Here is a 12694-nt window from a genome sequence, read left to right on the forward strand (position 1 = left end):
CCGGGCCTCATCGCGCCCGCAGGTCGTCCAGCTCTCTCAAAGTGCCGTCGCGACGGTACTTCCGGATCAGATGCTTCGACAGCAGGCCGTTGCCGAGCAGGTGCAGGGACTTGTTGGGTGGCGAACTGAACCCGCCCGAGGTGTGCGGCGCCCAGGTCACGTCGTCGCCGGTGACGGTCAGCCACCCGGTGCCGACCCGGTTGGACACCCCGGCCGCGTAGGGCCGGAACGCGTGCGCGGCGAACCCGGCCCGCCGGCCACCCGGGGGCAGGAGCCCGGGCCGGACGTCGAGGTGAAGGCCTCGTTCGCTGTGGCCGGACACCTGGACCGGCGCGATGACCGGGAGCCCGTCGCCGCCGCGGTAGCCGATCACCTGGTGGCTCATCGCCTGGGCCTGACGCCGGAACTTCGCGGTGTCCACCCGGGGGCCTGTGCCACCGGTGGGCGGGGCCTGCGGGTCGGGGTGCTGCGGTGCGGGCCGGCCGTAAACCTCGGGCGCGCCCCTGAGGTCGGGAGAGGGCCAGGACATGACCCGTTCCAGGGAGATGTTGATGATGACCCGGTGCTCCACGTACTCGCGCAGGGCCCAGTCCCAGAAGCGGCCCGTGGGCATGTCACCGAAGAACGTGTTGGCCTGCCGGGTGACCAGGGCCAGCTGCTCGGGTGACGGCTGTGCGGGGACCGTCGCGGTGCCCTGGGCGAGCACCTGGTGCGGCGCGGTCGCGAAGCCGTGCTCGCGGGTGAAGTAGGCCATGGCCACGCGCGGGTCCTGTACCAGACGCTTCAGCTTGGCGGGAAAGGCCAGGGACGACGTCATGGCGATGGTGCCCGCCTCCGGATCGACCAGGCCGACCGGGCTCACCGGGGTGACGATGGCACCACCGGCGGGGGTGAGGTAGGCGGAGACCGTGACCAGGTCCCCGGCGAAGACGGACTGCACCTCGTCGGGCCAGTTCAATGGCATGGATCAGCGCTCCTGGGTGGTCGGAACGAGATTGTGGTTGACCCGGAACAGGTTACCCGGGTCGAACTCCCGCTTGAGCTGACGGAGCCGGTCCAGGGTCTGCGGCGAGTAGGCCTCGGCCGTGGCCGCCGGATCGGTCGTTCCCAGGAAGTTCAGCGCGGAACCGGTGTGCTGCCAGGCCTTCAGGGCATCGATCAGGGACTCCAGGGGTGGGGAAGCCGCCCCCGACCGCCCGGGTGCCCCCACCGTCCCCACCCAGAAGCTGAAGGCCACGTCACGATGACTGACCGCGCTGGGGAACCGGGGCTCGCGGCTCAGAGCGCCACCCAGCTGCCGGATCTCGACCACCAGCACCGGCGTGTCGACGCCGGCTCCCGCCGCCTCGATGAGCGCCGTGGCCGCTTCCTCGGGAAACTCCGCGAGCAGCCGGGTGCGTTCGTAGGCGGGCATGGGCGCGACGGGATCGTCGTGCACGGCCGCGTACTCGGTGTAGGGACGTTCGCACACGGTGTCGATGAGGGCCGGGGCCAGAGCCCGCGCCGGGGCCACCAGTTCCTGACCCTCAACAGCGTTGCCGAGAAAAGAGAATCGCAAGTGGGCGCAGACGCGTCCCCGCAGCGGCTCGGGAACGAACGGCGCCGCGGGCATCCGCAGGAAGGCGAAGGACACCGTGAGCCGGTCGTCGTCCAGAGCGGTCAGATGCCGGAACTCGGCCAGCAGCGCCTCGGCGTGGACGGCGTCCACGTAGAGACCGCCACCGAAGAAACGGGGCACCGGCATCAGGGAGAAGGTGAGCGATGTGACCACGCCGAACGCGGACTTGCCACCGCGCACGGCCCAGAACAGGTCAGGCTCGCTCTGCGGGTCGACGGTCCGCAACTGCCCGTCGGGGGTGACGATGTCGAACGCCAGCACGTGATCGGCGGCCCAGCCGTAGGCCCGTCCCAGAACCGGGCTGAGCCCGCCGCCCAGGGTGTAGCCGACGACCCCGACATTGAGCGCGGAGCCGCTGACGGGCGCCAGGCCCGCGACGCCGGCCGCGGAGACCACGTCCTGCCACTCCACCCCGGCTCCCACCGTCGCCGTCCTGGCCAGGGGGTCGATGGTGACGCTGTCCAGGGCCCGCACGTTGATCAGCACGGCCTGCTCGGTGGAACCCCAGGTGCCGTGCCCGGTGGACAGGACCGCCACCGGCAGGTCGGCGGCGGCCGCGAAGCGAACGGCGGCCTGGACGTCGTCGGCGTCGGCGGCCCCCACGACCACCGCCGGGCTCTGGGGGTAGGCGAGGTTCCAGGAGGACGTCAGCGCCTCGTACTGCTCGTCGGCCGGAGTGGCCACGGGGCCCGTGGTCCGGCTCGCCAGCAGCTTGACGTCGGTCGGGTTGATCACTGTCGTGTCGTTCACGACGTCAGCAGACAGCGGGGCGATCAACAAAAGATCGACGTCGTGTCAACGAGCGTCGAGGCGGCCGGCCCTGAGGGCGCGGCAGCCGATGGTGGACGTCGTGGTCGCCTGCCAATACACGAAACCGTCCGGTGAATGGCACCTTCTGCGGTTCGAAAGGTGCCACTTCGCCTCGGCGGGGACCGGCGACGCCGAGGTGCTCGAGATCCCGCTCAGACTCAGGGCCGGCAGGCTCGGCGTGGTGACACACCGATGGTCACAACGCGTCTCATGGCGGTGACCGTAGGGAAATCAGAGGGGATGTGTAGGCCAATGCGAAAGGTCGATGCGCTGCCAAGGGGCGAGCATCAACTGACCAGCAAAGCGCCGTCCGCGAGCCGGGCAGGGACGCCCAGCGGCGCCCACGCAACGCAGACGGGCGAGGGAGTTCATCTCGGCCCGGCGCTCGTTCCTGCTCGACGGTTCCCGTACCCTGCGCGGGTTGGTCGGATGTCGGCCAGTTCTCCGGACTGCCAGGTAGCTTGCGGGTTCGGCGCCCGCCTCCGGCTCCCAGGACCTACGATCGTGGCGTCCGTTCAAAAGTACTGGGGGATAACATGAAATACACTCGTACGGTTCTTCTCGCCCTGACGGTAGCGGCTCTCGCGCTCATCGCCCCGGGTGTGGCCCTGGCCGCGCCCGGAGACACGGTCAACACCTGCATCTCCACCGCCACGCCGACGGGCTGGGTGGACACGTCGCTGTACAACTCACCCAGCTGCGGCAGTTTCTCGGGTATCAACGCGAAGTGGATCAAGCAGGTGGACGGCTATCCGACCGGCACTTCGGTGGAAGCCTGTACATCCAGCGCTGTTCCGGCCACGTGGATCGTCACGGCCTTCCGTCAGGCCGGGTCGTTGTGCGGTGGCAGCAACGGGATCAACGGCCAGAGCATCAAGCAGCTGAGTGGGTACGCCGCGGGCACCGTGGTGAATGCCTGCATCACTCCCACCACCCCCACGGGGTGGATCAACATCCGTCAGTACTCCTCGTCGCTGTGCGGGAGCATCAACAACGGGCTCTACGCCCGGGATGTCAAGCAGCTCACCGGATATGCGGCGGGCACAACGGTGGACGCGTGTGTCACTCCGACGACTCCAGCCGGCTGGGTGGACACGAGGTTGTACAACACCAGCGTCTGCGGCGGTTCCAACGGGATCAACGGCCGCACCGTGAAGCGGCTGACCGGACTGCCCATTGGCACGACCGAGGTGGTCTGCACGTCCAGCCCGGTGCCGGCCGGCTGGGCCGTTCAGGGTTATCTGCAGACCTTTGGCACGTGTGGCAGCGCCAACGGCACGGACGCCTACCGGCTCAAGCGCATCTCCTGAGCGCAGCCGACCGTCCGAGTGACCTGCTCCCGTCGGCCCGCGCGGCGGGAGCAGGACCTCAGCCTCATGTCGTCCACTACATGAAGGAAGCTCCCAGCCCGGCATGGCGAATTGGCTCGGCGACATGGCGGATCCCAACAGCAGGGGGAGTGCCCGATGGAGCGTCGTCTCGTCAACGTCGTTCCGGTACCGCCGATCTGTCGCCGACGTACAAGCCCTCGGTTCTGCACGCTGACGAGAATGAACGCCATGCCGCAGTACAGTGTTCGCTCTCATACTCCCGCGCCCGTCGAAACAGTCTGGAAACTCCTGCAAGACGGTCGGAGCTGGCCGGACTGGTCGTCCTCCCTCGACGAGCTGGTGGTGGGACGCTCCGACGGCATCGATGTGCACGGACGCGACGGCGTGGGCGCCGTGCGTGCCTTCCGTACCGGGCGGATCGTGACCGGGGAACGGCTCACGGTCGTCGAGCCTCCTCATCACCTGGCGTACCAGGACGCGTTCAATATGGCACTGCGTGACTATGACGCGCACGTCCGGCTGGCCGTGGCTGTGGACGGCGGCACAGACATCTCGTGGGAGGGGCGCTACCGGATGAAGCCCGTCACCGGTTGGGTCCTGCCTTTCGTGCTCCCGCGCACGATGCGGAGGCTGGCTGACGACCTGGCCGCCCAGGCGGCGAGCCTGTTCGCCCAGGAGAGCTGAGCTCGCGCGGGGTGGTCCCGAACTGCTTCCGGATTGACCGGCTGAGGTGGCTGCTGTCGGTGAACTGCCAACGGGCGGCGACCTCGGCGGTCGAGGCCCCCGGGCAGGAGACCAGCGTACGGCCAGCCTCCTCCACACGCCGGCGATGAATGAAGGTGCGCAGAGACTCACCGGTTTCGGCGAAGGCACGCTGAAGCGTGCGCAACGAGACGTGGCACTCACGGGCGATGACGGACGGGTTCAGGCCGGGGTCGGTCAGCCGGGCGTCGGCCAGGGCTCGTGCGGTCGCCACGAGAGCGGGGCCGATGGCTGGTGCCTGATCGTCGAGGCGGTCCCGGACGACCGCTCGCGCGAGTTCGAACAGTGAGTCGCGCACCGGCCAGATCCCGGTGGGGCTCAGATCGGCGAGGGCGCCCTGGATCGCACGGGCGTGGGCCAGGAGAAGACGCATCGGGGCATCGGTGGTGAGTCCCGCAAGCAGGCGGCCGTTCAGTAACGGGGTCAGCGGCGGTGCGGGCAGCGAGACGATCTGGAGCTCAAGGTCGGCCGATGCGTCGAAATGCACCGCCCGGACCACGTGCTGGAGCATGAACTCCCCAGCCTTCAGCTGGTGAGTGCCTTGGCCGTTCGGATCGTCGAGGGTGAGAACGCCGTGGTGCACCGCGTACAGACGAACCTCGCGGTCGTGGTGACTGGGTAGCCCGTAGGTGCGTATGGGGGTGGCTACCCGGGCATCGACGAGCGTGACGTCGGCGATCTTTCCGACGGTGACTGATCCTCGCATCTGGCGGTGACGCGGCGTGGCGATGGCCGGCAGTTCCTGGTCGTGACCGATGACGTCGTGCCACTTCTGGGCGAAGGTCTCCATCATGGGGACGGTCTGCGCTCCCGCGCGGGTGTCGAGGGAGAAGGCCGATGCTGGCGTCATGGGGTGAACTTTCGCACTGGGAGGCCTGAGCCTCCGTCTTGACTTGCAGATCCGACCGCCTCGACCAGTGATGACCGGGCGAGATGGCGAACCTGAACGGCGGGGACGAGCTTTGGGCGCGTGGTGTAGGGGTGGGGGCATCTTCACCGTCAGACGGCAGACAGGCTCGGCCGATCGCCGGCCTGGAAATTGTGGCGCCGACGGCCGGATGGGGCAAGCGACGCAGGCAACGGGGGTACGGGTCAGGTGTCGTTGACACCGTGTGCCCGGAGGTGGACAGGGCCGAGGTGGGATCGGGAGGTCCTGGATAACCCTTCTGGCACATCGCAGAGTGGGCCCCGCACGACCACCCACATCCGGGTACCAGGACGGGGCAACGGCGTGACCTCCGGCGGAGAGATAACCGTGGCCACCGTCGCGCACAGTGAACGGGAAAGCACGCTCTCACGGAGCCGTTTCCCGACGGCGCCGAGACCTCCTGAGGCTGTTCGGCTCTTGAGTTCTCGGCGTGGCGAGCATGTTTCACGTCCTAGCAGGGACGGAACCCCGACCTCCGACAACAAGATGGGACATTGATGAACACCTATGAAACCCCTCGTACGGGACGTCTTGAGAGTGGCATGCACTTCGACGTCATCGTCTGTGGCGCGGGGTCAGCCGGCTCCACGGTCGCGGGACGGCTGGCCGCCGACACCGACCTGAATATCCTGCTCCTCGAGGCCGGTGGCACGGACGAGCGCGAGAACGTGCAGGACCCGTGGTTGTGGCCGACCAACCTCGGGACGGACGGCGTGTGGAACTTCGTGACGGAACCCGAGCCGCAGCTGAGCGCCGCTCCCGCGTATTACCCCATGGGACGGGGGCTGGGCGGCGGCGGAAGCATCAACGTCTCCGTATGGGCGCGGGGACATCGGGCCGACTGGGACTCGTACGCACGCATCGCAGATGACGACGTCTGGGACTACGAGCACATCCTTGATGTCTACCGTCGAATCGAGGCTTACCAGGGCCCGTCGGACGCTCGCCGTGGCACGTCGGGTCCGATGTGGATCGAGCAGCTCCCGAACGACAACAGCTTCTTCGAAGCCGTGCAGGACGCCGCACAGAGCCAGGGCATCCCGAAAGTCGCAGACCTGAACGGTGCGCTCATGGAGCAGGCCGCGGGCACTTCGGTGCGCGACGCCAACATCCACGACGGCCGCAGGCAGTCTCCCTACCGCTCCTTCGTCACCCCGGTGCAGAACCAGAAGAACCTCACCGTGCTCACCGCGGCCGAGGTCGGACGGGTCCTGTTCGAAGGAGACCGGGCCGTCGGGGTCAGGCTGACCGACGGTGTCGAGCTCTTTGCCGACCGGCAGGTCGTTCTCTCGCTGGGGGCGGTCAACACCCCCGCCGTCCTGATGCGCTCCGGGGTCGGCGACCGTGAGGAGCTCCAACGGCTCGACATTCCCCTGCGCAAGCACCTGCCCGGTGTCGGACGCAACCTCCACGATCACATCAATGTGCCGCTCGTCTGGGGTGTTTCTGATGATGCGGAGCTGCCGGCACCGATGCAGGCGGTCACCGGGATGCTCTGGAACCTTTCCGAACCCCAGGCCCCGGCCGCCGTGGTCTACGTCGAGACCTTCCCGGTCGTTGCGCCGCCGATCGCCGCCCAGGGCGGCGTACCCGAGCGTGCGGTGACGTTCCTGACCGGCGTCAGGCTGCGCAGCCGCGGCGACGTCCGCCTGTCGTCGGCAGATCCGGCCACGCCCCCGCTCATCCGCACCGGGTGGCTCAACGATGGATCCGACATCCCGGCTCTCCTGGACATTGTTGCCCGGGTCACGACCATCGCGGACTCGCCCGAACTGGGCAAGCACCTCAGCGAACGCGTGTTCCCGCCTGCGAACGCCGACCAGGACGCGGTCATCGACTATCTGCGGCGGGGCACCCAAACGTTCTGGCACCAGTGCGGTACCGCGGCCATGGGCCACGGAGCACTGGCGGTCGTCGACTCCCGCCTGCGCGTGTGGGGAACAACCGGCCTCCGCATCGTGGACGCGTCCATCCTGCCCCACGTGCCCGTCGCCAACACGATGGCACCCAGCGTCGCCATCGGCATGCAGGGCGCCGACTTCATCGCCGACGACCTCGCCTGAGACCTGCTGGAGGGACGAACACCTCCCCAGGACCGGACGACGAAGGCGCCGAAGGCCTTCGTGTCGAGCCGGCTGACTGCTCGCCTGCCCGGGCCGGGGCTGATCTCAGCCCCGGCCCGGGCAGGCGGGTACGGGATCAGACTTTGCCGGGGAACGTCACGCCGACGGTGTAAGCGCCCGACCGTGGCATCTCTTCTGGTCGCTGACGGGTGCGGACTCCGGAAGGCCACGGCTCCGGAAGCGTCGTCCCGCAACGCTTCCGGAGCCGTGGACCGTTGCTCTCTTACGTGCCCTCAGCTGTCGGGGCCCCAGGGGTGCTGATGGGATCTCCCTCGGAGACCGGGAATGAAACTCCCGTCAGCTCCTCGGAGATGTGCCAGACGCGCTGGGCGTCCTCATTGCGCAGCGGAGGGTAAAGTTGTTGCTCGGCAGGGCCGCCACCCAGGTGGCCCGGACCGCTGGGGCCGTAGAACTGGCCATTGCCGGCCTCGTCGGACGTTGCCGCGTAGAGCGCCGGCAGGGGGGCACTCTCGAGGGTCCCGAGGAGGATCCCACGTCGAGACAGCCCGCGGATGAACCGCATTTGAGGGGTGTCCTGGGTGCGCCCGATCTCGGGACGGGCGGCCAGAAGGCTGGTCGGTGCAATTCCGGGATGAGAGATGTTGCTGGTGATGCCCCACCCCTCCATCTGGCTGCGCCGGGCCAGCTCGAGCCCGAAAAGGCCAAAGGCAATCTTCGACTGAGAGTAGGCATCTCGCCCGGAGTAGGAGGTCTCCCACTGCAGGTCGGCCCAATTGATCGATCCACGACGCGCCGCGACACTCAACTGTGATGTCACCCGGGCCCGGCCTGCTCGCAGCAGCGGCAGCAAGTGGGCGGTGAGCGCGAAATGCCCGAGATGGTTCGTGCCGAACTGTAGCTCGAACCCGTCGACGGTCAGTTGTCGATCAGGCGGGGTCATGACGCCTGCGTTGTTGATCAGAAGGTGGAGGGGGAGCCCTTCCGCACGCAGCGCATGCCCGAGAGCCGCCACGGAAGCCAGTGACGAGAGGTCCAGCTCGCGCAAGGAGACCAGGGCACTGGGTGTTTCCTGGCGGATGCGGACCATGGCTTCTGCACCCTTGCGAGGGTTGCGCACCGGCATGATCACTTCGGCTCCGGCGGCGGCCAGCCGTCGGGCGATGACCAGTCCCATGCCGTCGCTCGCGCCCGTGACGACGGCCCGCCTGCCGGTCAGATCGGGGATGGAGATATCAGGTGTGCGACGCATTCTGGTCCTTCCGCTGTGGAAGAGATCCGTCCGTGGGCCGGCGGATGTCTGGGGTACGTGAGCGGCGGCGCGGCGAGCGGCGATCAGCGTGGCGCCCGCCAGCGCGGCAAGAACGGGGCCGGCAGCGATCCCGACTGCGGCGAGCACCGCAGGCTCGTCGGCGCGGTAGAACGTGAGCCGGAGAACGAAGTTGACGAGATTGACCGCCACCGCGGCCGCCGTGGTGAGCGTGTAGACCCGTCGCAGCCGACGGTGGCGATGCCAATCGTGCGGACCGCCCGCGAGCCGGTTGAACATGAACCCGGTCAGCGGCCGCCCCACCAGCAGGGAGCCGGAGAACGCGATCATGAAGAAGGCAGGGAGCAGGATCGGCAGGATGAAAAAGCCTCGGGCCTCGCCGGTCACAGCCGCGATCAGGGCGCACACCGCAGCCATGACGAGTCCGGCCAGAGCTCCCCGGACGGGTTCGCGTCGCACCACTCTGATCCCGAAAGCCAGCGTGGCCGCCGCCGCCAGGGCGATCAGGGCCGGAACGAGGCCGCCGATCGAGTCGGCCACGACGAAGGCAATGACGGGAGCGGCCGTCACGGCGATGCCCATCATTCCGCCGGACGTCTGCCAGGCCCGGTGCAGGACCGCGCGCATGCTCAGGTCCTGTTCGGTAGGCATGGGAGGTGGCGGGGGAGTGATGGTGCGCTGGGGCATCGTCGTCCTTCCGGGGTGGGTGGGGCATTCAGGCTGCCCGGTTCCGGCGGGTGCATCCAGGACTTCCCGATACCAGGCTGGGCGCGTACGCATTCGTCTGGGCCGCGGGCCGCGGGCCGCGGGCCGCGGGCTGCGGGGTGCGGGGTGCTGGCGTGGGCCAGCGTGGATGCCGGTGGTACACCTGCCTGAGATACCGCTGAGCTGCGAACAACGTTGTGTGGCACAAGAATGAGCATCTGGGTCAGCGTCCAGTTTCCGGCACCGGGGCAACCCAGGGTTCTCCCGGATCAGTTGTCCGGCACCGCGACGTCTGCGAATGACGGTGCGTGATGACGCCCTTTCTCACTGCTGCGCAAAGGAAGTGGACGGCCCGCATCTGGCGCATGGTGCCATCACCGGCAACGAAGTCTCCGGGGCTCGTTGCCTAGACTGGTGCGACCAAGAAGTTCGACAGTAATCGCGGCTGTCGGCACGACCACATGCGGCGTCCGTCCGTGTCGGCTCACGGACGCCGTGCTACGAAGCAGATCTGGTACCGGAGGTAAGGGTGATCGACCGACCGGCCCTGGCGGACTTTCTGCTGCGGCGACGAGAAGCGTTGCAGCCGGAGGACGTGGGCCTGATGCGCGGGCATCGTCGCCGAACTCGCGGTCTGCGGCGGGAGGAAGTCGCTTCCCTCTGCCACATCTCGGTCGACTACTACGCCCGGATCGAGCAGGCCCGGGGGCCCCAGCCGTCCGAGCAGATGATTGCCTCGATCGCGCAGGGGCTGCACCTGTCGGTGGAGGAGCGCGACTATCTCCTGTTGCTGGCCGGGCACCAGCCGCCGGCCCGCGGGACGGCCGGCGATCACATCAGCCCAGGTCTGCTGCGAGTGCTGGACCGCCTCGATGACACGCCCGCCGAGATCGTCACCGAACTGGGGGAGACGCTCCGCCAGAGCCCGCTGGGGGTGGCCCTGGTCGGCGATGCCACGGCCTACACCGGGCCCTCGCGTAGTCGTGGCTATCGGTGGTTCGCAGATCTGTCCAGCCGCGACCTGTACCTGCCGGACGATCACCCCGCCATGTCTCGCATGTACGCCTCAGGTCTGCGCGGTGTCCTGGGGCGGCGGGGCCCGAATTCCCGGGCGGCTGAACTGGCCGGGCTGCTGTCCGAGCAGAGTGAGGAGTTCCGCAGTCTCTGGGCGGAGCAGACCGTGGGGTCGAGGCCGGATGAGATCAAGCGTTTCAATCACCCCGAGGTCGGGTACCTGGAGCTGAACTGCCAGAGATTGCTCGACCCTGAACAGTCCCACGCCTTGCTGGTTTACACCGCGGTTCCTGGCAGTTCGAGTTATGAGCGGCTGCAGTCGCTCGCGGTCGCGGGATCCGGTGCTTCGATCTAGGCGTTGCGTCGGTTCGGTCCGAGGACCAGCCGGCAACGTAGAGGGGTAGTCGCCTGGTGCCCAACTTGGGGGCACATTGCGGCCCGGCCGTGGTCTTCGCTGCTCGCTGAAGCATCAGTGCCGGTGCGGCCCAGACGTTCAGGGCTTCGCGGTGACAGCGGTGACCGGTACTGGTATCGGTGGCTCGGTAGGGCTTGGAGGGCCTGGTCAGGGCCTGGTCAGGGCCCTGGACAGGTCGTCGACCGTCAGCGGCGCACTGTTCGCGTACGCCACTCGGACCTGCCCTGGCCCGGCGGCCTGGGCTCGGGCCGGGTTCAGAGCCAGGGGACCTACGTCCTGCAGTGGGCGTTGGACCTCACGCATCTGAGCCGGCGCCTGATCCCGACCGATGGTGGTGTGGGTGGTGGTGAGGGTCAGGGGAGGTCGTAGGAGCGGGTTGAGGTCGACGGATGGACGGCGGGCACCGCGATCTCCGCTGGCGGACGGCGTTCGGGTGCGGATGTCAGCTTCGGGGATCTGGATGGTCGGTAACCAGGCACTGTCGATCCCTGTTTGAGCGGGAACCTGATCGCTATTTGGTCATCCGGCACGGGGCCAGGCAGACTTCGCTCAATCGACAGGTGACGTGACACAGAACCAGGAAAGTGGACCGGTCCGCACTGAGCGACTTCCCGCACCGCCGAGCGGAATTGGACCGCTCCCAGTCAGAGGCATCGCGTTCCTCGATGAGGATTCGTCAAGGTTTTGTCAACGCCCGTCTTCTGAGCTGAGGGGTATCGGGGATGACCCTGCGGGCCGTCGACCTGTTCTTCTCACCGAGCGCACGGATCAGACAGAGGGAGTTTTCCAGGTATGAGGTCAGGAACACCGCCGCGCACCGTTGTCGTGACGGGTGCCAGCTCGGGCATCGGCCTGGCTGCCGCCCTGCAGTTCGCGGCCCGGGGGGATCAGGTCGTGCTGGTCGGCCGCACCCAGGAGCGGCTCGTCGCCGCAGTGGAGCGAGTTCGTGATGCGGGCCAGGAGCCAGTGTCGTTCCAGGCCGACTTCGAGCGTCTGAACGAGGTGGCGAGCCTGGCTCACCGCCTGCGGGAGAGATACCCGAAAATCGATGTGCTGGTGAACAATGCGGGAATGCACCTGGGATCCTACCGGCGCACTCAAGACGGCCACGAGGCCACGATCCAGGCCAACCATCTGGCCGCCTTTCTCCTGAGCAACCTGCTTCACGAACGGCTCGGTGGCGGACGGATCGTGAGCGTGTCGGTACGGCCCGCTCCGAACGCGAGACTGGACCCCGGGCGGCTGGACCCCGGTGAAGCGGGCTACAACGGCGTTGCGGCCTATCAGAGTTCTAAGGTCGCCAACGTGCTTTTCGCGACAGCTGCTGCCCAACGCTGGCCCGACGTCCTCAGTTACAGCGTGCATCCCGGTCTTGTCCGCACCGATATCGGTCGGGAAACCAGACTGCGATACTTCTTTCGTCACATGCCGTTCCTCGCCACACCCGAGGCGGCCGCCCGTCGGGTAGTGCGTCTGGGCACAGCTCCACCTTCGGAGCTGACCAATGGGGCGTTGCACGGGGCGGGCGCGGCGTACCGGCTGGATACGCGACGCTTCGCCCCCGAGCGGGCCCTCGAGATGTGGGCCGCTTCCGAGAACGCTGTGAAGGAGTACCTGTAGCTACGACCTCCCGGCTGCCGAAGCGGCCGGCCCAGGAGCGAACCCGGCGAACCCCCCGACGCGGGACCTCGACACTCCCGCCGGCCAGCGAAAGCCTGCGTGTCGCCGAGGGTTGCCGCGCTACGTGAACAATTCTTCAC

9 protein-coding genes and 1 pseudogene are annotated in these 12694 nt (G+C 68.0%); 5 read left to right on the top strand and 5 right to left on the bottom strand.

Going from position 1 to position 12694, the window contains the following annotated elements:
• Nucleotides 1-7 precede the first annotated feature (7 nt).
• Together J2S57_RS26780 and J2S57_RS26785 are read right to left on the bottom strand one after the other, a co-directional pair.
• A complete protein-coding gene (locus tag J2S57_RS26780; protein WP_307247945.1) occupies nucleotides 8-964 on the bottom strand; it encodes a hypothetical protein in 957 nt (318 codons plus the stop codon).
• Between the two features lie 3 nt (nucleotides 965-967).
• Nucleotides 968-2368 (bottom strand): FAD-binding oxidoreductase, encoded by a 1401-nt coding sequence (locus J2S57_RS26785; RefSeq protein WP_307247947.1) that lies wholly within the window; start codon nucleotides 2366-2368, stop codon nucleotides 968-970.
• A gap of 596 nt (nucleotides 2369-2964) precedes the next feature.
• Between J2S57_RS26785 and J2S57_RS26790 the strand changes: the two genes are divergently transcribed.
• On the top strand, nucleotides 2965-3738 hold the full coding sequence (locus J2S57_RS26790; RefSeq protein WP_307247949.1) for a hypothetical protein: 774 nt from the start codon (nucleotides 2965-2967) through the stop codon (nucleotides 3736-3738).
• Nucleotides 3739-3987: 249 nt separating this feature from the next.
• Entirely contained in the window at nucleotides 3988-4443 is a 456-nt protein-coding gene (locus J2S57_RS26795; protein ID WP_307247950.1) for an SRPBCC family protein, read from the top strand.
• On the opposite strand, the gene J2S57_RS26800 is transcribed toward J2S57_RS26795, so the two are convergent.
• A complete protein-coding gene (locus J2S57_RS26800) occupies nucleotides 4343-5314 on the bottom strand; it encodes a helix-turn-helix domain-containing protein (protein ID WP_307247953.1) in 972 nt (323 codons plus the stop codon). The genes J2S57_RS26795 and J2S57_RS26800 overlap by 101 nt on opposite strands.
• A 677-nt stretch (nucleotides 5315-5991) precedes the next feature.
• Between J2S57_RS26800 and J2S57_RS26805 the strand changes: the two genes are divergently transcribed.
• Complete coding sequence (locus tag J2S57_RS26805) at nucleotides 5992-7512, top strand: GMC family oxidoreductase (RefSeq protein ID WP_307247955.1); 1521 nt, start codon at nucleotides 5992-5994, stop codon at nucleotides 7510-7512.
• Between the two features lie 283 nt (nucleotides 7513-7795).
• Here the strand turns inward: J2S57_RS26805 and J2S57_RS35435 are convergent, their stop codons facing one another.
• Nucleotides 7796-8782 (bottom strand): SDR family oxidoreductase, encoded by a 987-nt coding sequence (locus J2S57_RS35435; protein WP_370882710.1) that lies wholly within the window; start codon nucleotides 8780-8782, stop codon nucleotides 7796-7798.
• 75 nt (nucleotides 8783-8857) lie between these two features.
• A pseudogene (locus tag J2S57_RS35440) lies at nucleotides 8858-9580 on the bottom strand (DUF3159 domain-containing protein); the annotation flags it as partial.
• 454 nt (nucleotides 9581-10034) lie between these two features.
• Between J2S57_RS35440 and J2S57_RS26815 the strand changes: the two are divergent.
• Together J2S57_RS26815 and J2S57_RS26820 are read left to right on the top strand one after the other, a co-directional pair.
• Nucleotides 10035-10874: a helix-turn-helix transcriptional regulator gene (locus tag J2S57_RS26815; protein ID WP_307247960.1), complete on the top strand. Its 840-nt coding sequence runs from the start codon at nucleotides 10035-10037 to the stop codon at nucleotides 10872-10874.
• An 852-nt stretch (nucleotides 10875-11726) separates the two neighbouring features.
• On the top strand, nucleotides 11727-12554 hold the full coding sequence (locus tag J2S57_RS26820) for an SDR family NAD(P)-dependent oxidoreductase (protein WP_307247962.1): 828 nt from the start codon (nucleotides 11727-11729) through the stop codon (nucleotides 12552-12554).
• Nucleotides 12555-12694: the final 140 nt, after the last annotated feature.

The sequence above is a fragment of the Kineosporia succinea genome, from assembly GCF_030811555.1.
In the GTDB taxonomy this organism is placed as follows: domain Bacteria; phylum Actinomycetota; class Actinomycetes; order Actinomycetales; family Kineosporiaceae; genus Kineosporia; species Kineosporia succinea.

Excerpts from the sequence above, each read along its gene's own strand:
- J2S57_RS26795 (WP_307247950.1), top strand. The coding sequence starts at position 3,988 with ATGCCGCAGTACAGTGTTCGCTCTCATACTCCCGCGCCCGTCGAAACA.
- J2S57_RS35435 (WP_370882710.1), bottom strand. The coding sequence starts at position 8,782 with ATGCGTCGCACACCTGATATCTCCATCCCCGATCTGACCGGCAGGCGG.
- J2S57_RS26805 (WP_307247955.1), top strand. The coding sequence starts at position 5,992 with ATGCACTTCGACGTCATCGTCTGTGGCGCGGGGTCAGCCGGCTCCACG.
- J2S57_RS26790 (WP_307247949.1), top strand. The coding sequence starts at position 2,965 with ATGAAATACACTCGTACGGTTCTTCTCGCCCTGACGGTAGCGGCTCTC.
- J2S57_RS26780 (WP_307247945.1), bottom strand. The coding sequence starts at position 964 with ATGCCATTGAACTGGCCCGACGAGGTGCAGTCCGTCTTCGCCGGGGAC.
- J2S57_RS26800 (WP_307247953.1), bottom strand. The coding sequence starts at position 5,314 with ATGATGGAGACCTTCGCCCAGAAGTGGCACGACGTCATCGGTCACGAC.
- J2S57_RS26820 (WP_307247962.1), top strand. The coding sequence starts at position 11,727 with ATGAGGTCAGGAACACCGCCGCGCACCGTTGTCGTGACGGGTGCCAGC.